General features: G+C 38.4%; 14 protein-coding genes. 4 read left to right on the top strand and 10 right to left on the bottom strand.

Annotated elements, in window-relative coordinates; all coding sequences use genetic code 11:
• From A7967_RS10735 to A7967_RS10710, 6 genes are read right to left on the bottom strand one after another with little or no spacing between them, the layout of a single operon-like run.
• Positions 1-4,305, bottom strand: coding sequence for a hypothetical protein (locus tag A7967_RS10735; RefSeq protein ID WP_054205115.1), 4,305 nt, complete (start codon positions 4,303-4,305; stop codon positions 1-3).
• Positions 4,290-5,054, bottom strand: a complete 765-nt coding sequence (locus tag A7967_RS10730; RefSeq protein WP_157601494.1) for a hypothetical protein — start codon at positions 5,052-5,054, stop codon at positions 4,290-4,292. The genes A7967_RS10735 and A7967_RS10730 overlap by 16 nt, the downstream gene beginning before the upstream one ends.
• Positions 5,038-7,311, bottom strand: a complete 2,274-nt coding sequence (locus tag A7967_RS10725; protein WP_054205117.1) for a hypothetical protein — start codon at positions 7,309-7,311, stop codon at positions 5,038-5,040. The genes A7967_RS10730 and A7967_RS10725 overlap by 17 nt, the downstream gene beginning before the upstream one ends.
• Entirely contained in the window at positions 7,298-10,414 is a 3,117-nt protein-coding gene (locus tag A7967_RS10720) for a poly-gamma-glutamate biosynthesis protein PgsC/CapC (protein WP_054205118.1), read from the bottom strand. Before A7967_RS10720 ends, A7967_RS10725 begins: the two co-directional genes overlap by 14 nt.
• Entirely contained in the window at positions 10,414-12,399 is a 1,986-nt protein-coding gene (locus tag A7967_RS10715; protein WP_054205119.1) for a hypothetical protein, read from the bottom strand. The genes A7967_RS10720 and A7967_RS10715 overlap by 1 nt, the downstream gene beginning before the upstream one ends.
• Before the next feature lie 22 nt (positions 12,400-12,421).
• Positions 12,422-14,647, bottom strand: coding sequence for a CapA family protein (locus tag A7967_RS10710; protein WP_054205120.1), 2,226 nt, complete (start codon positions 14,645-14,647; stop codon positions 12,422-12,424).
• Between the two features lie 258 nt (positions 14,648-14,905).
• Here A7967_RS10710 and tyrR point away from each other — a divergent pair, with 258 nt between their 5' ends.
• The gene (tyrR, locus tag A7967_RS10705; RefSeq protein ID WP_054205121.1) at positions 14,906-16,462 is read left to right on the top strand and encodes a transcriptional regulator TyrR; all 1,557 of its coding nucleotides are present in this window, start codon (positions 14,906-14,908) and stop codon (positions 16,460-16,462) included.
• Positions 16,463-16,483: 21 nt separating this feature from the next.
• Here the strand turns inward: tyrR and A7967_RS10700 are convergent, their stop codons facing one another.
• Positions 16,484-16,972 (bottom strand): hypothetical protein, encoded by a 489-nt coding sequence (locus A7967_RS10700; protein WP_054205122.1) that lies wholly within the window; start codon positions 16,970-16,972, stop codon positions 16,484-16,486.
• 112 nt (positions 16,973-17,084) lie between these two features.
• On the opposite strand from A7967_RS10700, the gene A7967_RS10695 reads away from it, so the two are divergent.
• Positions 17,085-17,621, top strand: coding sequence for a thioesterase family protein (locus tag A7967_RS10695; protein WP_054205123.1), 537 nt, complete (start codon positions 17,085-17,087; stop codon positions 17,619-17,621).
• 66 nt (positions 17,622-17,687) lie between these two features.
• Here A7967_RS10695 and A7967_RS10690 read toward each other — a convergent pair whose 3' ends face one another.
• Positions 17,688-18,341, bottom strand: a complete 654-nt coding sequence (locus A7967_RS10690; RefSeq protein ID WP_054205124.1) for an OmpW/AlkL family protein — start codon at positions 18,339-18,341, stop codon at positions 17,688-17,690.
• 278 nt (positions 18,342-18,619) lie between these two features.
• Between A7967_RS10690 and dapE the strand changes: the two genes are divergently transcribed.
• Positions 18,620-19,804 carry a succinyl-diaminopimelate desuccinylase gene (gene dapE, locus A7967_RS10685; RefSeq protein ID WP_054205125.1) on the top strand — a complete coding sequence of 395 codons (1,185 nt, stop codon included), beginning with the start codon at positions 18,620-18,622 and terminating at the stop codon, positions 19,802-19,804.
• Positions 19,805-20,308: 504 nt separating this feature from the next.
• Positions 20,309-20,980 carry a hypothetical protein gene (locus tag A7967_RS10680; RefSeq protein WP_054205126.1) on the top strand — a complete coding sequence of 224 codons (672 nt, stop codon included), beginning with the start codon at positions 20,309-20,311 and terminating at the stop codon, positions 20,978-20,980.
• A 386-nt stretch (positions 20,981-21,366) separates the two neighbouring features.
• Here the strand turns inward: A7967_RS10680 and A7967_RS10675 are convergent, their stop codons facing one another.
• Together A7967_RS10675 and A7967_RS10670 are read right to left on the bottom strand one after the other, a co-directional pair.
• Positions 21,367-22,074, bottom strand: coding sequence for a response regulator (locus A7967_RS10675; RefSeq protein ID WP_054205127.1), 708 nt, complete (start codon positions 22,072-22,074; stop codon positions 21,367-21,369).
• Positions 22,075-22,084: 10 nt separating this feature from the next.
• Entirely contained in the window at positions 22,085-23,707 is a 1,623-nt protein-coding gene (locus A7967_RS10670) for an ATP-binding protein (protein ID WP_054205128.1), read from the bottom strand.
• Positions 23,708-23,780: the final 73 nt, after the last annotated feature.

Raw genomic sequence — 23,780 nt, 5'->3', positions numbered from 1 at the left:
TTAATTTTGCTCTAAAAAGTGATTGAGTTGCAGCGACTCAAAAATAATTTCGTCATGAGAGAAAACCTCAAAACCAGTGCTATCAAGGTTACCCGTAGAAAATTCTAAACTGATATTATGGTCATTTCTAAACCAGTCTTGATCCCAACGTAATTTAACCCAACCTTGTGATAGGCTTCCAAGTGGAACCTGTTTACGCCAGCCAAGACTCGTGATGTATTGCCAGGTATTATTTGGTCTGTGTTTATCAGCAAATTTATAATAACTGGTAAGTCCTGCTTGAAAAATATGACCTTGATAGTATTGAGTCCACGATGTCCCAAAGCGCAAGCTGTCTAGGCTGGTCCAATCAGAATTAGATGTGCTACCCGCTAAGAAGTTAAAATAGCTGTCAACCCATGGCTGATAACGGTATTGATATTCGCCACGCCAACCGTATGGGTGATCTTCGCGATAGAAACTATAAATATCAGAGCTTAGAGTTGGATCAAGTAATAAATCATCTATATTTGCACTGCTATAGTTATAAAAGGGGCTTACTTGCCATTGATGACGATGACTTTCATCTATGCGCCAAATTTGACCAACCTGTACAGAGGTACTGACACTATATTGGCTATCAGCCCCTTGTGTTGATGGCTGCCACCGCGTTTTTAATGCGCTATCGACGTACCAAGGGCTGTCATGATCTTGCCAAGAGTGATACATATCAACTGCTATTGTATCTTTATCGCTTTCGCTTATTGAGTAACTTAGATCGAGACGATACCAATTCTCATCGCTGATTAAACGAAAACGCGCGCCAACATCAATGTTATTTTGCGTTGCTATATCTTCACTGGATTCAAATATACCGCGGCGATCATAATTTATAAAAGCCTGCCAACTAAGATCATCTGGAGAAAAACGTGCGACTTCAGTTTGTAGCGATTTTTCAGACTCAGGCAGTTGATAAACAATCGACTGTTTTTCAACTTTTGTCGGCGCTTTATAATTCGATATTTTATGATTGCTTTTACTCAGCTGCCATGTATAAAGACGGACGTATTTGAGCTTATCAGTACTCACTTCAACTTTCCCAGCAGGATGGAAAAATGTACGCTCTGTACGCTGAGCAACTTGTTCCTCACCAATGTTTAACTGCATTTGCTCAAGCTTAACTAGCCTATCTGCTGGTAATTTCGCTATCAAATGTGCATCAGGCAATACGGTATAAAACAACAGGTTGTTTGCAAGCGGGAGATCCTGCCATGTATTATCACGGTACTCTTGTGCATTTACTGTCATAATTTGTGAAAGGTAAGGGTTGAGCCAGCGTAATGAGATCACACTGTCATTTAACTCTGATTTATTAAAGCCAAAAGAAGTGATTTTATCGGGTTGCACAGACCATGTTTTTTCTAAATCACCTAAGTTTAGCGCCACGTTAGCAATATTACCTTGAGATAACTCTGCCGACGAAAAGTTAAAGTTTAGTCTAAGTTGTTGCGAGCGTGTCTGGCTTAAATCTATATACATACTATGTAAAGGACGCAGCACTAAGCCGTTATTAAATCCTTCTTGACTACTTGCACGAGCAAGCTGGTCGCTATAACTTGCTTGACTTAATGAGTCTACAGCGATTAGTTGCGTACCTGCAAAATCCTCATATTCAGGTACGGCTTCCCACTCACCGTAGCTTTGTACTCGTGAATATAAAGACTCCAGTTCGACAGGCAAACTCAAAGCATGTACTTTGGCGAGCACTTGTGTGAACTCGTTTATGCTTAATGTTTTTTCAGCTAATTTGAATAACGTATTATTTAAAAGGCTCTTTAAATCCACACTAGAGTCATACAGCAATGACATAAATGGTGTCTGCCAATAGTGAGGGGTTGCCATGTTTTGATAGTTAAAGCTAGTTACTAACGGCGCAGGAATTACTTTGTAAGTGACAAACGTAGGGTGATCACTGGTTAACCTGATCGATTCACCAACCCTTAGAGTGAGTAAACTTTCTGAGGCGATAGATAATAATTCACCGCTGTTTTTTAAAGCGGTGGTAGAACTAACGTCAGAAAATATAGGCAATAAAGACTGCTGCTTACCCTGACTGGTGTATAACCAGCTCATTTTATATTGCCCATTTTGAACACTTTCACTTCGAGCTCGCAATGCAATTGTCATTGGCTGATTTACAGCTTTAAATGTTATTCCTTGCGTGCGGGTAACCGTAAAAGCTTGAAATATAGCAGCAGAACTCGTTAATGTTTGCTGTCCACTATGCTCAACGCCATAAATAAGTTGTTGCTGTGTTTGCGTGTTATTGTAATCACGCCAGTTAAGACGTTTAAAGCTACTGTTTAATTCATCATCGGCCGTTAAGTCATGGCTGAGCCATAATGCAAATAAGTTCTTTTGCTGCTTGATAGCTAAATCAATGGTTATGTTACGACATGCAGGTAGTTCAGTGAGTGCATTAGCGCATAAACCTTGTAGTTTATAATCTTGCCCTAACGCTTGGTATTGTTTAAGGAGTTCGCCACCGGCATAGTGTTTTAATGCTGGTTTATCACTGCTTTTAAATAGGCCCTCAAGGTAACTTTTAGCTAAAATGCTTCTACCTTGCTTGATCAATATAGCAATGCGTAATTGCCATGCTTTAATTGCAATTTCAACGCTAGGGACTGAGACTAATTTTTTAGTAACTAGCAGTGCTTGCAGTGGATCTGTTTTGGCTAAATACTGCGCTTCTCCAAGCTGGTGCTGCCAATGCATCGAATCAAATGATGTAAAGCTATTAGGCTCAAGTACAGGGTTATAAGGGACTAGTGTTGATAAAAACTCGTCTCCTGCTTGCGTTAGCTGCTGCTTTATTAAAGAGTCTATAATCTTACTTTTTGTTGTTAGCAGACCAGGCTGTGCATACAGTAGTTCGTTATTTGGTAAATCTAACAATCTATCACTTTGTAACACATACTCAATAGGGTGTCTTTGCTGCTGCAAATTTTGAATACTGATGCCAGATGCTGTCAGTGGTATATTTAATTCAAAAGTTGCAAAGTTCTCACTTTTTAATAAATTTAACTGCCATTGTTGGTTACCACTTTTCACTAACAGTTGGGTATCAACTTCACTTCTTGCATGGAAAGTAATAGTTTGCTTCACTCGTTGTTTTGCATCGAGAGAGAAAAAGTGTTTTTGATGTGCCAGTTGATGAACTTGTGCATACTCTTCGGTTAAAATTGGGTAGCCAATATCGTCAACTAAGCGTACGCCGCTTAGACTATCAAAGTGTTTAAAGTAACTTGTGAAACTATCACTTTCATTTGATAGTGGGAGTAGGTAGTCAGATGTACTGATTGTTTTGAGTAGATCTAGATAACGACGTTGAGCCAATAAATCACTATGGCGATAAACTTGCGGGTCGAGAAGTGATAGATCACGCTGCTGATAAATTTGTGTTAGCGTATTGTTTAGATTATTAACCCAGTATGGTTGAAATAACACCTCTTGTTGTTTATCCATAGCAAGGTCGTCGTATATAGCGCGATGGTTCTGCTCAAGTTTAATATATGCGTCAGTTTCGCTTTTTAGTGTTAAATATTCACCTTTACCCACGGCGAGGTATTCGGTGTTAGCTAACCCAATGTGTGGCTTGTGAAACTCACTTGCACGACTAGCTAAAACGCCGACGATAGCAGCTGGCTGGTCATTAATATAAGCATATATTTTACCGTTAATATCTTTATTTAATAGGTCTTTTCGAACAGTTATTTTTAGTTTTTTTGCGTTTTGAAAAAACAGCTTTACGGTATCCCCGGCTTTAAAATGGTAATAGTGTTCGACATTTTGGCCGTAACGCAAACGAGTTGCTTGCCTTGGCAGTTTTATTGCACGACGAAAGCTATCTTTATGTCTATTTTTTTCACCGACCATAACTGACAGGTATTCAGCGTCATCAAGGTGATTTGATATTTTTATTACGCGATTATACGAGGTGCTTGGTAACTGACATTTATCTTGTTCACAAATAAAATCGCGTCGTTGGTTAAGTCTTTGCTGTGCTATTTGACTTGTGCCAGAACTATAAATAAATGAGCTAAATGTATCATTTTCAAGTTCGAGCCATTGACCTTTTTCAAGCCATAAATAATGGCTCTGTTTGGCCTCGAAATACATATTCTGCTGTTGTTGAGCGAGCAATAACTTAGGCTGAACGTTCAACCAATATGGGGATTTTAAAATATTATCATTGCTGGCTAAGCTTAATGAGCTAACCATCAATAACAAACTAGAGATTAAAGCAACTATAGCGTAATGCATGTGTTAAATTGACTCATTAAAGTTGGCTGTTTTATAAGGCGAGCGCGCAATGTATTGCTTAGCTCAATATGAAAAAAATGACTGTTGCGTGGCGCTACAGTATTTAATATGTTTTTAGTGCCCCCTAACTCTTTCACTTCAATAGGATAAATAACGCTATTCAAGTGCAGCTTTTGTACTAAGCATTGGCTCATTTGTTTAATTTTATCGTTAGGGTACTTATTTCCTCTACTGATTATCACATCAGCATTGAGAGCTTCTTTAGTGCGTCGTTTGGCGGCATCAAAACCATGAATTTGGTAAATAGTAAATGTGTCTACTGTTTGGCTATAAACATCAATAAATGCATTTGTTGTACTGTAGCGATACTTCCCCAAATCTGTTTTCTGACCTTTCAAATTAAGTGTGTTCCTGTGAACTGTATTTGCTAAAAAAACTTGGCAGTGTTCAAAAAGTGCCAGTGCAATACGATAAGTATGGATATCATAAAAACGGTGCGGAGCATAGGCAACACATTGCTTGCCAGATGCTTTGAATTTTACTTCCCCTCCTGCCGCCAGTTTATCATTAGTAGTGATAGTAACGGGCTGAGTGATAGTAAAATCAGCATAAACTACATTCGAACTTGCTAACCAAGTACTAAGTTGTTTTTTTAAACTAGCATAATTATCAGGTTCTTTGGCGTATGTTGAAAAGCTCATAGCCAGAAGTGTGACGAATGGGAATAGGGTATTATAAAGAGTCATCATTCCACCACCTGACTTTTACTTCTTCCTTAGAGTATTCTTCTAAGACAGCAACCCAAACATCTTTATCTGTAGTGACTCGAATGCTGTGTATTGCTTGTATATCCGCCGTAATTTGATTTGTAATGGCTGGGTATGAATATAGACGGCTATCTTTTGGGTGTATTAAAAAGGCCTCACTTAAGCTACTTGGTAGTAATCTGTAGCGCTTTTTAGCAATGCTATATTCTTCTTTTAGACCACTAAAATATTTTGCGTGCTGTGATAAATTCAAAACGACATCGTCATTTTCTTTGTTACTATAAATTTTAACCACAACACTTTTCGGGCGTAATGTGGGGTAGTTTAAAGTAACCGCTTTATTGGCAGTTAATTTATATAACCTTTGTTTTATCCAAGGACGCTCGCCTTGCCAGTTTTGATAAATGGTTTTTGAGCTGTCTTCAACGCGTGCTAATTGCTCAAAATCTGTGTCTTTTAAATCAATTTCTTTCGCTGTATTTTTGTTTAGTTGATAAATAATACTTGCCGGTGTTGTACTTTTTATATTGGTTGATTTTTGAATCAGTTGTTTGTTATTCATTTTTGCAAAGTGAAATTGAGATGGCTCTGTTGGCTCCAAAAAGTATTTATCAGGACTATATACAAGAGCAACATTTGATAAACTAAGTTGTTTTGAAAGATCACTAGATTGATAAAAGGTGTCTTTTTGTTCTATTTCAGGTGGAGCTGCAAACACACGAATATTTACCAGCATCTCTTTTTCACTAAATATATAGTGATTACTTGCTTGCTGTTCATACCAAGCCGCTATGTTATGAAACGTCTCATCTTCAAAACAATTCAAATGACATACCGTACGTTGATAGTTAAACAGGCTATTACGAGATTTTATTCTCACTAATGCGTCATGCTTTGAGTTTATTTTGATAGCTGCAGCATTTTTCCCAACACGTAAGTAAAAGGTTTTAGCTTGTGCTACTTGCTGGCGTTGTGTGCTGTCTAAAATTACTCGATCGAATGCAGATATTCCACCATCATAGTACACTTCGAAGTCATCAATAACTTGGTTCGACTGATCAAGCACAGAAACTGTAACTGCGTTGCGTGTTGCAGATCTTAATTCAATTGCTAGATCGCTGTTAGGTTCAACATCGTAGCGTGCGCTCATTGGTTCGCTTATCAAATAATAGCTATCTTGTGCTGTCGTCAACTCTTGTTGAGAGACAAGTGACCAAGTAGTTAATAGCGGTTCTTGGCTACAAATAGTAACTAGACCAGCAGCCAGTGGTTCAGTTGTAAAAGAGAGTGGTTTATTAGCATCTTGTTCAACAACCACTCGTTTTGGTGGTAAATACTGATTTAAGTCGTACCACGTTAGGATAGGAGTAATGGCTGCACTTTTTGTGAAATGCAGGGTATCAGGTTCACCTAAGGTAATACTCGCACACAAAGATGCGTCGGTATAATAGTCACCTAAATTTAATTGCTGGCTCGAGAAATCATAAGTTACAACATTGTACGGTAATGTTTCGTATAAAATATCTGATTTGAAATCAATGCTAGGTATCCCTTGTGGGGCAAGCTTAAGCCATGAGTAAGTAACGGCATTTGATATCTCTTTCATGGATAACGCATTGGCACCAATGCTGTGATATTCTGTGGCGCGCTCTCTTCGTTCTAAAGGTAATTTAAGCCACGTACTGTTCTTATCTTGATTGTCATTAAGTGTTTTAGCATGTACTCGAACAACCACTCCCATCACCTGAGTATCTTCAGGGATAAGCTTTAGGGAAATGGCTGCAACATTTTTAAGCTGCTCAGGGCTAATGTAAAATGACTGTCCTGATGCAACGGTAAGGGCTTGGCGATCTTCAATTATTTGTTTTACTTGAAACTCATTTTCTAACGGAGTGAGCTTTGATGCATGATGATAAATATGTGAACTGATAACCTGCTTTTGTTGATCAATAAACGCATATTCAATTGCGTAATTTACTGGTTTATCAAGGCTTAACTGTTGTGCAAAAATAGCATTTGATAAGACTCTAATCGAATGTGTTCTTGATGGTGAAAAAGAAAAAACAAGCGCTTTATCGCTACTTAACCATTGCACATTCGAACGAGTTTCATCTTCAGAGCGAACACTTGTTGGCTCTGCTGAGCCTAACCAAATATATAAACTAAATCCAGAAAACCCAATACCAACTAAAAGAGGAAGCAAGATAAGTAATTTTAAGAGTTGCTTAATATATTGCATACGCACCCTCACTCATCATAGTGTTAAAACGTTTTTGGTCAGTTAATCTATTTGTAACTGGGTTGAAGATGGCCAATAACTTACCTTGTTGTTTAATTGCTAATGCGTATTCTTTACGCCCTTCAAACTCAATCGTTTGAAGTTGGCAGCTTGTTAATTGAGCACACATTTGTGCTAACACCGTTAAGTTTTGTGAGCTGGAATAACGCTGGATAGTATGAGTGAAATCATTTTTTAACTGAGGTGTTAACGTTTTCCAATCAGTGGGTGATAGTGTTGTTATGTTCATCACTTTTACTGTTGGCTCGTTAGAAATAGCTAATAAACGCTGGACTAAACTTTGTTGATTCACAGAAAATTGTTGCTTAAAGTCAGAAGCTAACCATAGGGTTGCAAGCTCACTATTTGGAGCAAATAGCTGATACCCTGATTGTGGCGAAGTGCCGAGCTCTAAACCTCGAGTAACAGTTTGACCATGTACTACTTGATAGCTTACAGCAAGATTTTTTAAATTAGTATCAAGCGTATTAAGTAGATTTTGATGAGTCCCATTTGAATGTGTAAATTGAAAGGCCAACGCAGTTGGTCTTATCCAAGATGGTGCGCTGTGACTTCTTAACTGTAAATTCAATATAACGTCATTAGCAGCAAATCGTAAATAACTCTGATGCACTACATTAAATAATGAATCAACATTATTTGGCGCTAAAACATTTGCTTTTGGATGAGCGTAAGGGTGCGCACCGGCTATTAGTAGATGTTCGGCTTTACTGTTGGCAAATAATTGCGCCGCAAATTTAAGTGTATTACTTTCAAAAATAGGTCGCGGGACTGCAATATTTAATTGCTCGCTATTGTTTAGGTTTAATATGTAAAACCCTTGACCATGCTTAGTCGCGGGGCTGTTCGGCTGCGGCGCGATGACTAAAAAACGCCCTTGCTGATTGGTAAGAAGTGTAAGCTCATAACCTAGCAACCTAGTCGTGGCATTAATTTGGTTTAGTTGGTTAATGGTGTCTTCATCAATATTTTGACCCGCTAAATCTACTTTAATACGGTACAAAGGACGAAGAATTTCAAACTCCCAAAGTGCAGCTTGGTTAACCGACAGAGGGAGATAGTCGCCACTACCTTTAGCTGTAATATAGTGTGAATTAAAATCAACAACGTCAGTGAGAGATTGCTCCGAGTAGTTAATTGCATTTTCTGCATCGAGCTCATTATCGCGAGAGATGTTAGACAATAATGTTGTGTAATTATCACTGTTAAGAAAGGCTTCAAACAATTGACCGTCAAAGCCATTTTGAGGCAACGAAGTGCTTGTTGCTTGTCCAAAGAATGTTTCCTCGTACCCTAGTAGTTGTTGAATTAAGCGCTGACTTAAAGAACTTGGCAGTTGGTTGTAAATCCAATATTGGCTTGTTGCACCTATGGTTGTTTTTGCTAACAGGCGGCTTGTTCTTGCATTTACTTCTCGCACTTGAAACAGTTGTTCTATATCCATAGCCTCAATAAAGGCAAGATAGTAGGGGCTTTGCTCATTGTTATGTGAAAGTTCAGCACTAGGTGTTGAACTTGTACCAAAGACTAATGCGCTACTGCTGAAATGAGAAAAAATAAGGCCAGCAGAATCACTTGCTAAGCTTTCAGATGTCGGGAAGGGGACCGTCACAATAAAGCCAGATTTTGGCTGTCGGGAGATGACGAATAAACCTCTTTGTGATGTTTTTCGGGCATCGCGGATATATATATACTTTTCATCAAACTGCAGTTGAAAATCTAGCTTAGCGAGCATTTGCTCTACTTTAGCTAAGTTTTCAGATGAGTCTGGTGCTTTATTTATTTCATAAATAGCTTGTTTAAACTTGGTTTTATTTTGACTTGCTTGATAGCTACTTATTTCGATTGGCCCCTTATTTTCTGTGTATAAGTAGCTCTTATATTCACTAATTTGTTGGTTTAAAGTGCTTATCTTTTGATTTGCAGAAAGTTCTTTAATACCTGTATCTACAAATAATGAAGGGACAAACATGATGATGAACCCAATCACAATTGCAAGTGCTCCCCCTATTATAGAGGTTTGAAAAGTTGCGCGGATCACTAATCCTAAGGCGCTCTTTTGATATATTTTAAGCGCTAATAAGGTTGAGAGCATATAACCAAAGGCAAACGCATCAGTTACTTTTACTTCGGGGTAATAATGAACTAAGAAATAATTTAGAAGTAGTTTATAAATAAATCCAATATTGAAGAAAAACAACAGTAAACGAGCACCTTCTATATTGGCATTACGCAAGCGAGTAAAATTCAATAGAGATGCGCCAATAATCAAAATAATGGCGGTTTCAGCAAATGAGGTGAGTAATTTTGTTGGCTGCATTAATTGCAATGCAAGTAATGCAGGAAGCATTATGCCATTGAATTCCCAGCCATATTTAATATTGGCGCGAGAGGCGATAAAGGCTGTAATGACCAATATGATATAGGCTTTAGGCGCTGCTATAATTGACGCCGCTACGGCCTCATACATAATCGCCAAGTTGGCAATACTAAAGTTAGTCATTGGCATTAATGCAAAACGCACCAATAAGAAGGTAATTACAAGTTGGACAATAGTGACCTTCATGCCATATTTAAAGCCGCCATTCCACATTACATTCGCTGTTAGCGCAATAATAACTAAACCAAGGGAATAGAGCTGTGAAGAGTAATCAAAGGTAATATCCCAGCCGCTCAATACACCTGCGATAAGTGGCCAAAATAACGTATCCATGACAACACGTACAAGAATACTTATGAGTATGATGGCAAAAAATCGATCTCGACCGAACATTTCAGCATAGCCAAAGCGTTCCATGATGTATTTAGCAAAAAATAGCATAATGCCATATACAACGATGGCTTCAATTAAAATTACGGCTGCAGAGGTGGGGCTGACGATCAGTAATGGAACTAAATAACCTGGTACTACTAAGCCCGTTAAGGGAAAGCCAAATCGTAAATTTAGAAAACAAACAACAGTAATACCAATCCAAACAGTGGTAATTACTGACTGACCAAGTCCGCCACCAGCAGGAAAGAGCTGTAAAATAAAATCGCCCACTAGTTAGTTTGCTCCGCTAAACTTTGCATATAACACTTTTGTTGTTCATTTATCGAGTCACATAATTGTTTACTGTTGGGCATTTTTTCTATGAAAAAGGCAAGATCGATAAATTCAAACAAAATGCCAGACACTTGAAAAGGTTCCCCAGATGCACTTTGCACATTGGCTGAATCCATTGCTCTAACATTTAAAATATACGTTTTATTATCAATGTGTGCCTCGAGATAGATGTCACCTTTTTGTAATGTAATAAAACGCAGTTTTCCTTTAGCAGCTTCAAGGTCAAGATCTGTCACTAAACATAATAAATCCAGAGCGGTCATTTCAAATATTGAAAACTGATGTTTTGTTGCTAGTTTTTCTAATGATTGGTTGATTTGTACTACTTGGCCAAACAAGTTAAACAATACCGTCGCTGAGCGTATATTGTTGAAAACATGTTCTAAAGTCGTTAGCTTTTGCTCCATCTCGGCAATTGATACTTTTACTTGTTGGCTTAAAGGTTCTTTAAGGCGCAAAGTTAATAACTGAGAAAGCGCGCTATTATTTGCATCTGTTTGCGATTCAAAAATACGATAATGAAATAGTAACTCGCCAATTTGAGCTGCGAACGCATTTACATTTTTTTCAAATGCTTGCTGATTAAAATTTTCATCTGGGGTTACAGTCATAGCCCAAAAACCACGTACATCACCAGCATAAATTAATGGCACAATATATTGGACTTCACCGTCTTCAATGTTTTCAAAAAAAGGTCTGTCGATAGGGATTACGCCAAATGCTTTTAAGGCTTCAGAGTAGGGCTCTCGCTTATAGTCTCGGCGCATTTCTTTAATATCGCTTAACTGACAGTTCACCGCTCTAATTTCGCTTAGTCTATGGTCACCTTCTTTGCGGGCCAGAAATATAGATTTGTTTAATGCGAGTTGTTGATTGACCAAGCGGATAATGGCATCCCATGGGCTACTTTGTAAGGTAAATGATTTTGGCAGATAACGCCCAGCCATCTTTTGCTGAATATTACCTATCAGGCTGATTAATTGACTATCTTCGTTTAGTTTCCTGACCAAAATCACCCACAGTAGAGAAAACAGAGTAAGGATGCTCATTTGACCAACAGGTAAAAATAGTTGTTGTAGAATCAATGTGAAATAGCCAAGAGTAAACCAACTAGCTATAAGGGTTAAAACTAAAAATATGCTGTAATTTATTGAGAGCTTTTGAAATGCAAATAAAAGTAAAAACGCAATGGCTAGTAACAAAAATGTACTTTGTAGTTTCGAAAGCATGACCACAGCATTGTTCTTATTTAGCGTATCTGCAATATAAGCTGTTAGTAATAAATAATTAGATGAGTGTTGTAGTTTTGGCGCATTAAGCGTTACCCCTAATCCCACATTTTTTTGGCCAATAATCACAACCTTCTCTTCTAACTGGCTTGCCATTATATCCATAGTCATCAAGCGTGTTGCTGTAAACTTAGGTAAAGCCGAAGGAGATAACGAAAAATTTATTAGTAAATTATTGTCTAAATCAAGATCACTAAATAATGCTGGCCACACAGGTTTGCATAAACTTTTAGACATAGCTACTAATTCAACGTTATAGCCTGACCAATCAGAAATAGCTGGCAGACAATATGCGTTATTAGGGTGAGGATAAAATACCTTTTGTTCAGGTCCTTGTCCTTCAGACTTAAAGTAGCTTAACTGCTCATTTGCGAGCACAACAACAGCTTTTGGATTATATGTTAATAGTTGCTCAACTAAAACATTATGATCACGGCTCAAATGCTCACTTTCTATAATAACGACATTACTTTTTTGGCTGTGCGTTAGCTGTGCTAAGTTACTGTAAAAAAAAGCATTAGCTGAATGAAACAATGATAATGTATTTGCTACTATTACAATAATAAATAAACTTAAAATTAGCCAGAATGTTCGTTGGTTCTTTAATAGAAAAAATTGTTGTTTAAAAGCCACTATAAATCCTAGGGTAGTAAAATTAGTCAAGCGTACTGAAAGTGAGCTTAAAAGTGAGTGGGGCATTTGAATTTAAGTTTATAAAATCAAAACCATGCATCCTATCAGTTTGCCAAACCCCCTCTGTTAACTCAAGCTTGGTTTGCCAAGAAATCATGGTAACATCATCAAGCGCTAGATTAGCTTCATCTTTTTCAGGAGGGTAGTGGTTAAAAGTGACTTTTATTCCTCTTGCAGGTAACTTTTCTGGTCCTAATGTTAAATCATCCGATGGGAGTGTAAAATCATAATTAAACGCTTCCCAAGTGTGGCTACCCGCTGGCTGAATGCTTATATATTGTGTTGAAAACTCTAGACCATCTTCAGCTGTTGTAATTACTAACTTAGCATCGAGCTTGCCTGCATTATCTGCTTTGCTATAACCAAATAAACTAAAATCCTTAAACACGCTCATTTCATTTTCTAGATTTGGTAACTCCATTGCACGGATTGTTTGGCGAAAAGGAATAATAGAAGGTGTATTGTCAAACTGAGTGCGTGATGAACACAAGCCTTGCTGGCCATTTCTTGCTTGGCTAATACAAGGTGTCACACTATCACCAGTATGATCCCAGCGTGCAACTTCCAATTGCTCATCGTCATTGTCCCAATCTTCAAAATCACCGAAAACCATAACATCGCGACCGAATCTAATATTTGAAGGAGCTGCACCAGATATAAGTTCAATCTTAGTTAAGAATGATTTGCTTGATGGGGCATAATCACGTAGGTCAATAATTGATTGATTTGCTGCTATTGTGACTGTTTGAGTATATGAAGAGCTGCTGGCCTGGTTTTTTGCAAAGTATACGTCTGCATAGCCATCTCTTGGGATAAGTGTGATGTTATCGTCTGAAAATTCGGCTAAGCGGCGTAATAAATAATCGCTTAAAAAGCCATTAATGAATTTAGGTTGATACCCTTCCACATAAATAGGGTATGCATATGCACGCTCAGTCATTGGCGATGAATCTTTGTTAACATGTACTAATACAGCCACACCTAATAAGGTATCTAACCTATCTTGGTCAAAGACAAAGTTACCAAGACCAAGAATGGCGGGGACACCATTGAACACAGAAAATCCTTGGGCGATATGTGGGTGATGAGCAATAATCAAATTAGTTTTTTGCTTTGACAATAAGTTAAATCGACTTTTTATATAGTTGCTTGGTTCATAGCTATATTCATCGCCCCCGTGCATTTGGGCTATTACATAATCGCTATTATTAGCAGCTTCATCAAGGTACATTTCAACCAATTCTGATTCTGTTAAATCGGCTGCACCGCCTTTGGTTTCGTCAGTAACGTAGGTAATAGCATGTTCTTTACCTGTAATCGATGTCGCTGAAAAAAGCCCCAGTTTAACGGTGCCTACATCCATATACTCAGGTTGATAGGCACTTTGTATATCGTTACCCGCGCCACTGTTGGCAATCCCTGCATTAGCGACTTCAGTTAGCGTATCGTTAAGGCCATCATCTAAAAAGTCATAGACATGGTTATTCCCTAATGCGACATAATCTACGCCGATTGATTTTATTCCTGCAAGGGTCTCAGGAAGAGAAAAGAAGCTAAATTCTTTTGTTGGATGAGGTGTTTCAGGTGATGCTGTCACTGGTGACTCTAAATTAACAGATGTGAAGTCGGCAGCTTGGAAAAAAGAGCCCACAAACTGTGTTAGAGACTGTGCATTTTCAGCAGCTGTCGCTGGACGGATAAGGGCACCCTCAACATCGGGAATGTTAGCTGTCATAGTTGCAAGTGATGGATCGAGGAAACGACGCCCAAACATAGTGTCACCAGCAAACAGTAAGCTAACAGTATTACTACTCTTGCTACTTAAGGTAATGTCTTGGTTGTTACCGTTTTTTGTAACTGTGATTGTTGCAGCGAGTGGGAAATACCCTGAGTCGCTTACTACTAGTCGGTGGTTACCAAAAGCAATTTCGTTGTAAGTGAATTGTCCATTAGCGTCAGTTTGATAATTCTGGCTAGCAAAGCTCACTGTAATATCACTTAAAATTTGCCCTTGCTCATTCTTAACAGTCATTGAGCCTGTAAATGTTTGCTTTAAATGCTCGGCTCTTTTTTGACTTTCAGTTTGTTGAGCTTGTGTTTCTCCTGCGTCGTAAGGATCTTCGACTTTACAGCCAGCGATATTGATCGTTAACAGTAGCACAAGATATTTGGATATATTTAATTTCAAACTGACCTCATTATCACTCTAGTTACATTGTCTAGCACGTTTTCATTATACGGAATGTATAGTTGTATTAGCAACCAGCCAAACATTTGATATTTTTTAATTTGTTCAATCCTAAATTATAGTATTTATTATTCAATAACGGCCATGTTTAGATTATTTATTTCAGCCTTGTCCAAATATCTTTACAATTGACTATCCTCTCTAGAGGAGTTCGCGTATTATCCGTGATATATAAATGTCTCTTTTTTTGAGGATATAATGCGTTTAGATATTCATTGTGCAGACCGCATCGGTATTGCTCAAGAAATACTTAATATTTTGGTCAATTATCAAGTTGATTTGAAAGGTATTGAAGTTGATTCAGTGAACTGTCGTATGTACGTCAGTTTCCCCCCGATTGAGTTTGAACAGTTCCAAAAAATTATGCCATCAATACGATTGATTGATGGTGTTAAAGATGTTCGAACTACTGCTTTTTTACCTTCTGAACGTGAGCATAACGAACTTAATACTTTATTGCGTGCGTTACCTGATGGCGTTATATCTATTGATGCTAAAGGCTGGGTTAGGTTATGCAATGATGCCGCATGTAAAGACTTACAGCTGAGTGAAAAAGAGATTCTCGGCTCGAATATTAATAATCTATTAAAAGGCTTTAATTTTACACGCTGGCTGGAAGGGAAAGAAGTTTTAGGCCAAACAACACGTGTTGAAGTTGCAGGTGAAGATTTTATTGCTGACATTTTACCAATAGCAGTGCCGCAAGGTGCTGAAGGCGATGTATTGGCGGGCGCTGTAATCAACATCAAATCACAGAGTCGGTTGGGACAGCAAGTCAGCGCATTTCGTCGTTATGGGCAAGAGAGTTTTGCAACCATTCATAATTTTAGTACCGCAATGCGACGAGTTGTGCGTGAAGCACGTAAAATGGCACAATTGGAAGCGCCTATTTTAATCACCGGTGAAACAGGTACTGGTAAAGAGCTGCTTGCGCGTGCATGCCATTATGCGTCAAATCGTTCAGTCAAGCCGTTCATTGCATTGTCATGTGCTTCATTACCTGATGATGTAGCAGAATCTGAATTATTTGGCTATGCAGGTTACGAAGAAAATGCTGCACCAAAACGTGGTGTGCTTGAACAAGCGGATGGTGGTACGGTATTTTTGGATGAAGTGGGCGAAATGTCTACGCAATTACAAACCAAACTATTACGCTTTTTACAAGATGGTACATTTCGAAAAGTAGGCGATGAGAACGAAGTGAAAGTGAATGTTCGCATTATTGCCGCGACGCAGAAAGATTTACCAGCAATGGTGCAAGAGGGAACGTTTAGAGAAGATTTATATTATCGAATTAACGTCCTGACACTTGAAATAGCGCCACTGAGAGACCGTAGGGCTGATGTAGGTCCATTGGCTGAGCACTTTATTCAAAAATATGCACAGCAAAATGGCCATGCTATACCTGAACTATCGGCTGAGTGCTTAGCGTTCTTGCAAGATTACCCATGGCCGGGTAATGTGCGTCAGCTCGAAAATGCGATTTACCGCGCGGTATCATTATTAGATGACAATGAACTACGTGTAGAGCATCTTCAGTTACCCACATTTACACATGACTTGGGCTATTTAGAGTCTGATTTTGAAGGCTCTTTAGATCAAGCGGTAAAGCGCTTTGAAGCAACGTTATTACGTAAACTTTACCCAGCTTACCCAAGTTCACGTCAACTAGCTAAACGGTTAGGTTTAAGCCACACAGCTGTTGCGAATAAATTACGTGATTATGGTATTAACCGTAAAACAGTAAAAGTGTAAGTTTGCAATTATTTATGGGTACTATTGTTTAGTGCCCATATCTTTAGTGACGCCATCAATAGCGATTGTCTCAATCCCTTCTTCGCTAAATTTAATCATTATGCTGATATTGTTACGAGCAAAAAAGTAATTTTTATTATCTAAACTAATCACATAATTTCCTTTGACAGGATCTTTAAACTGACGTTTTTCAAGTGCTAAAGTGTGCTCGCCTATTTTCCAGTTAAACCCTTCAATAAAACCATTGTTAAATTCTTGCACCCAGATTTGCTGCTCATCTTTAGAAAGCGTTATAGCAATGGAATATGATTCTGGTAATTGCATATTGTAACTTTTAGTTCCAATGGTAAATTGCTCATTGTTTTTTTGCCAACCAAAGCCGAATTTAAACGGTTTTTCTACACCAGTAGGGTAGCTAACCTTTCCTTCTCCTGGATAATCAAAATCAGCCCATGCATAGCTGCTACAAAGTGTGAATAAAACACCTAAGTAAAAGACAGGTTTAATCATAATGATGCGTACTTTTTAAAAATAGTGAACTTTGAGATTAGAGCAGAATATTCTCCATTGCAAGATGCTGTGCTACACTCGGTTGTATTATTAACTGGTTAGACCTTTAATTGTGAACCTCTATTTTCGTCTTTTATTACTTTTTTTTAAAATCAAACGTAATCGTGTTTATCAGCCGCTCTTAGATACAGTTGATATTGATTACAAAGCGTTACCGACTGATTGTGATATTAATTTGCACCTGACAAACTCTCGTTACTTAGCCATGATGGATTTGGCGCGAACATGGATGACTGAAAGGGTGGGGTTATTGGGGCTGATATTAAAAAAACGCTGGTTTCCCATCGTCAATGCAACTGCGATTACTTATATTCGTGATATCAAGCCAATGCAGCGTTATACAGTGAGTACGCGACTAGTTGGTTGGGACCATAAATATTTCTATATAGAACAGAAGTTTCACTCTGATCGTGGCCTTCATGCTATTGCATATGTTAGAGGGGTGTTTAAGCGTAAAAAAGGCGTTGTTAGCGTTGAAGAGATGTTAGAGGTTGCAGGGTTTGATGGCGTAGCACCTATTTTGCCCCCAGAAATAATGCATTGGAAGGAAATGCTTGAACAGAAAAAAGTAACTAACTTGTCTCGCTGATTTTAATACGAAAAAACAAAAAAGGCCGAAAGGCCTTTTTAAAGTATATTTTTAGTATCTACAAATTTAAAACTTATACTTAACACCTAACATTGCAACAACCGGGTCAATTTTAACGGTTGAAGTAAGTGCCTGTGCGCCTTTTGCGTAGACAGTTGCATCAGTCTCAATATCCATTACAGATACCATTGCATGCAATCCCCAGCTTTGATTAAACATGTAGTTAACACCTGCTTGTGCTACAAAGCCGAATGAATCATCTAACTTCACTTGAACATCGTCAGTGCCAAGTACTGATTTAAGTGCCGCTGAAGGTTGTTCGTCGAAAAATACCGTATAGTTAACACCAACACCTACGAATGGGCGAAATGCAGATGCACTGTCTAAAAAGTGATATTGAGCAATAAGTGATGGTGGTAAATGCTTAATATTAGCAATTTTATTGCCAGCTAAACCACCTGTACCGTCAACATCATGAGAGAAAGGTGTTGCAGCAACTAACTCTAAAACCCAGTTATCATTAAATGCATAATCAATAGTAATACCAAGCTGTGTATCAGAATCACCTTTTAGACCAAGAGTTGAGTCTTCATTGATTGCTGAGCTGCTATTATCAGGATTTACGTTTATAGCACCTACGTTTACGCTAAAATCTGCACTGGCAAAAGGAGACGCGATTAAAAGAGAGGTGAATAACGCTGCGCTAAGTTGTTTTTTCATGCTGTTCTCCGAGAACTACTTTTTTTGAATTGAGTCTATTATCAAGTAAATTCGAAATAAGAAACTGTTCTAGATCAATGTTTATAAGCAGATTATTGGATCTAAAAAGATTGTTTGATTTAGATTAATGTTTAGATGCCTTTATCATAATAATGATTGACTTGAGGCGTGTTCTATTCGTTTTATAAATCAGTCATGTTTATTTCTATAAACTGACATATCCCAGTCATAAAACACGGTTGTAATAAAGCTACCTTTATTGCATTTTGTGTGTTGATATGTTTTTAGCACGAACCCCATCATTACAAATACACGCGCAGCCTAAAGTTGTTGACTGGCTACGCACGCTTATTAAATTTAAATCGGTGACCCCAAATCAAGCTGGCGCCATAGACTGGCTAAATGATCAACTTTCGAATTTAGGATTTACGTGCGATCAATTTACCTATAAAGGCGTAACAAATCTTATAGCAAAAATAGAGTTTGGAGATGGGCCTTTAGTTGCATTCTCTGGGCACATTGATGTTGTACCCGCGACAAGTGAGCAGTGGCGAGCAGAACCATTTTCAGGTGCTATTATTGATGGCGCTATTTATGGCCGCGGCGCTGCTGATATGAAAGGAGGCGTTGCCGCCATGTTATGTGCTAGTCGTACGTTACTGGCTAACGCAGCTGCAAAAGAAGGTACTTTTTACTGGCTGATCACCTCTGATGAAGAAGGAGAGGCGGAATATGGTTCACTACTGATTGCAGAGCGTTTAGCGCAACAAGGTATCAAACTTGACGGCTGCATTGTCGGTGAGCCAACCAGTCATTTGCATGTTGGTGATACAATCAAAAATGGCCGTCGAGGTGCACTGTCTGCGCGGTTAGTGATCAACGGCAAAGCAGGGCATGTTGCTTATCCAGAAAACACCATAAATGCAGCCCATTTAAGTGCAGAAGTAATCAAGCGTTTGGCTGGTATAACGTGGCAGCGTGACGAGCCAAGTTCACATACGAGCTTGCAAGTAACAGGGATTAATATTGCTAATGTTGTTGATAACATGGTGCCAGCACGGTGTGAAATGACATTTAATATTCGTTATAGCCATGGTTATAAAAGCAGTGATATAAAAAATGAAATTCAATTCGCGTTAGGCGATCTACAAGCTTTGCTGAGTGTGGAATGGGAGCGTCCGTGTGAGCCTTTTTATACTAGTCATCAAACGCGTCGCTGCTTATTGACTCAAGTTGAACAAGCTATTTTTAATGTGACAGGCAGTTATCCTTTATTAAGTACCAGTGGCGGAACTTCTGATGGGCGGTTTTTTGCTAATGATTATACCCAAGTGATTGAATGCGGGGTAAGAAATAATACCATCCACCAAGTGAACGAGCATGTGCCTATTAATGACTTACTAAAAATTGAGAAAATATACACACAGCTTTTAGAACGGGTATTTATTAGCCATGTCAGCTGACTATACCCAAGCCACCTCAAGATGCAGACTTCAGCGTTTCACAGGTGTTTAATATCAAGGCGTTACTATGCAACAATGGCAGTCCCTTTTAAGAAGTAACAACGATGAGAGTAAGCGCCTGTGAAACGCACAACGGGTTGGTTTAAAGCAATTTATACTGCGTTACTTTTATAAGGAAATGATTTTAACAAGGGAACAACCATTATTTGCAATCAATGCCTTGCCTAAATTGCTTTTAACTCCAACTGAAACGGCATCTTGAGGTGGCTTGGGTATATAACGCAAGGTCATCATTAAGCTAAAAGCTCATTATCAACAGACAATTCCTGACAATGTCCGACAAGCGCTGAGAGATGTCTCATAAAGAATATGCTAACATTTTTTCAGTCAATTTCGCTATTCGAAATGTAATGCTTAGTAATTGATTAATAAAAAATTATTAAAGTAATAAAAGCGTTTAGTGCGATTTTTAGCGTTGATAAATTAAACATTATGGAGATTATTATGAGCACCAGTAATAAAGGATTTAGTATTGCACTGTTGTTTGGTGTGACAGCTGCTTTAAGTGGATGTGGTGAAAGCACGGATGAATTAGATGATAAATTAACCCATCAAGTAAATATGTCTTTTATAAATTCATTGGATTATATGGCTGACTTTCATGTCAAAAAAAGGAGTATTAGCACCGGCTATAGCGGTTTATTTGATAGTGATAATATCGCTTCGGGCGATGTGGAGGCCAATGCTGTGGGTAGTCGCTATAACTACAGTTATAAAGTAATTAATAATATGATTAACTTGGGGGTTAAAGACAGTATCAATGCGAATAAAGAGGAACGCATAAATACAACCTTGAGTAATAATGATGATTTATGGGTTATTGCTTGGCAATCTTCAGGTGAACGGGCTTTGTCTGTGATTGATAAAAAACAAAGCAATACTGCCGATGTATTTAATGTACGTTTATTTGCCTACGGTGAGTATGATGTTTCAATTGATGATAAAAAAGTATTAATTACAAAAAAGGGCCGTGTCACAGAGTTTTTAGCGGTTAGTAACTGCGCTAATGGCCTAAAAGTTGCCAATCAGGCTATCGATTTATGTGGGGGGAATTTTGGTGCATCATATTTACTCGTTGTCGATAGCAATGGTAAACGTGTAATGGCTCAAGAATAACCTTAGATTAAAACTCATCTGGTTAGCGTGAAGTCGTTGCTGAGAAAGATGTATACCCAAGCCACCTCAAGATGCAGAATTCAGCGTTTCACAGGGGCTTAATATCAAGGCGTTACTTTGCAACAATGGCAGTCCCTTTTAAGAAGTAACAACGATGAGAGTAAGTGCCTGTGAAACGCCCAACGGGTTGGTTTTAAAGCGATTTATACTGCGTTATTGATTTTAACAATAGAACCACTATTACTTGCAATCAATGCCTTGCCTAAATCGCTTTAAATTCCAACTGAAACTCGCATCTTGAGGTGGTTTGGGTATATTATCCAAAGTTCAAGTCTCTCAAAGGCGCTACTTCTATATTTAGGGTATAGCGCCATATCCACCCATAACTACCATGCACTAACCACAAATAAGTAGCCTTTGGAACGGATAGTCTTAATTTTTATTGGATTACGCGCATTGTCACCGAGCTTCTTGCGTATCTGACTAATATGATTATCAACACCACGTTCAATACCGTCATAGTGATAACCTTTTATTTGTTCAACAATGTCACTACGTGAAAGAATAACTCCTGCATTTTTAGCAAGTAGTAGCAGTAGGTCATATTCGCCGTCTGTGAGCTGGATATGTTGCGTTGCTAAAGAGACTGTCCGGTTATGTGTATTAATGATTAATTGCCCAAACGTTATAGACTCTTTCGTTTGTGGCTTTATGGCGAGTGGATCTGTGGGATGTCCACGTCTTAAAAAAGCTTTAATTTTTGCCAGTAGTAAGCGAGGTTTCACCGGCTTTAGTAAATAATCGTCGGCACCAATTTCAAGCCCTACAACCTGATCAATTTCTTCTTCTCGTGCAGTAAACATCAAAATATAGCCGCTGTATGACTGCCTTACTTCGCGGCATACCGTTAAGCCATCCTTGTTCGGTAACATAACGTCAAGCAGCACCAGAGCTGGCTGCCACTGAAGAATACGGGAGACCGCATGCTCGCCATTTGATTCTATTTCAACCTGATAGCCTTCAATCGTTAAATACTCTTGAATTGACTCAGCAAGCGGTAAATCATCTTCTACCACTAAAATTTTTGTTTTCATTTATTATTCTCTATGTGGATTCTTGATGTATGCGTTTGGCTGGCCAATTTAGCATGAAACACGCACCACCTAAGCTTGATGGCTCAACACTCGCGCTTCCTTCATGCCAGCCTAAAATTTGTTTAACGATTGCAAGGCCTAGCCCGGTGCCACCGACTTGCAAATTACGACTTTGATCTTCTCGATAGAATGGTTCAAATACCTTCTCAGCATTGGATAAAGGAATACCATCACCGTTATCCGCAACACAAATCAGCCAGCCTTTCACGGTTTTTTTATAGCTCACTTGGATACGGTTTTTTCCATACGCGATGGCATTGCGCATTAAATTACTTAATGCGCGGCTCATATAAAACGTATCAATCATTGCATGGCAAATGCCTTGTTCAAGTAAGGCAATGTCAATATCTGGATTAGCCTCTTGCCAACATAATAACTCTTGTTTTATCCAATGATTAAGTTCAACGGCTGCAAATGTAAGTGTCGGTATTTCACGCTCAAATCGAGCATGTGTAAGCATTTCTGACACTAATGAATTCAGTTCATTCAAAGATAATTCAATCCGCTCTAGTTGCCCAAGTTGATAGTTATTGGCTGTACTATTTCTAAGTAACTCAATATTGAATTCAATACGTGCAATGGGAGTTCGCAATTCATGTGATACAGCATTTATCAGGGTTTTATGAGAAGAGATAAGACGTTGTATTTTTTCGGCCATGATATTAAACGTTTTGGATAAATGGTTTAGATGGCTAAAACGAATTAGCTTAGCGCGAGCATCAAATTTACCTTGTCCAAGTAATATCGCAACTTTATTGAGCGATAACATAGAGCGCCAGCCAGGAATTAACCATATTATAATTGGTATAAGCAGGAAAAAGCCGAATATAAAATAAAATATACTTAACATATACACCACTTTGCCCTTTAGTTGAGGGCTAAAAGGGCCAAGTACAATTACTTTATCGCTATTTTTGATTCGCTGTACGGCAATGTCAGCGGGATAGCCAATAAAATTAGAATCCGCAGTGGATATGGTCACAATAGCCCCTGTTTTCAATTGGGCTATTTGTTGCTTTGTGTAAGTTAATTCACTCAATGTCATTAGTGCAACGGGGTATGAAAAATTATCACTGAGCGAATCAATTATCGACGGCCAATTGTGCTGTGGGTGTTTCGCTAAAATATTGCTTAGTAAGTAAAAAGAGCCCATCATCCAACGTTGTGCCTCGTTGACCAGATGCTTAGGTACCGTATTAGGTTTTACAATCACTAACAGCTGCTCGTTATCTATTTTTCGATAAGCTAAATCTGCTTGCGGATCACCCCAAATTTTATCCTCTGCGAGCCAAGATTGCTGCTCACTTGAAAAATCATTTTGTTGATAGTCTTGTAAAGTAAGTTCAAAGCCAAAATTGGCCTGTATGGTTTGTAAGTAAGCTATTCTTTGGTGTTTAGGTATGGATTGTAATTGTTGAGCAAGAAGATCCGTAGAGCCTGAGGTTAAAAACTCTAATGCCCATTTTTCAGTTGGGTACCTCACGTTACTTTCAAAATGAGGGATCACTAATAATTGAATGCTAACTACCGAAAAAATAATGATAAAAGATAAAAATAACAGGGACCTTTTCATAGCTAGTCTGTCAATAATTTATGTACAATCACTGTATCATACCTTTACATAAAAACTACTTTTGATGGCATAC

This window comes from Pseudoalteromonas neustonica (genome assembly GCF_001653135.1).
GTDB lineage: Bacteria > Pseudomonadota > Gammaproteobacteria > Enterobacterales > Alteromonadaceae > Pseudoalteromonas > Pseudoalteromonas neustonica.
The sequence above is the reverse complement of the archived record's forward strand: the minus strand, read 5'-3'. Positions and strand labels throughout refer to the sequence as shown.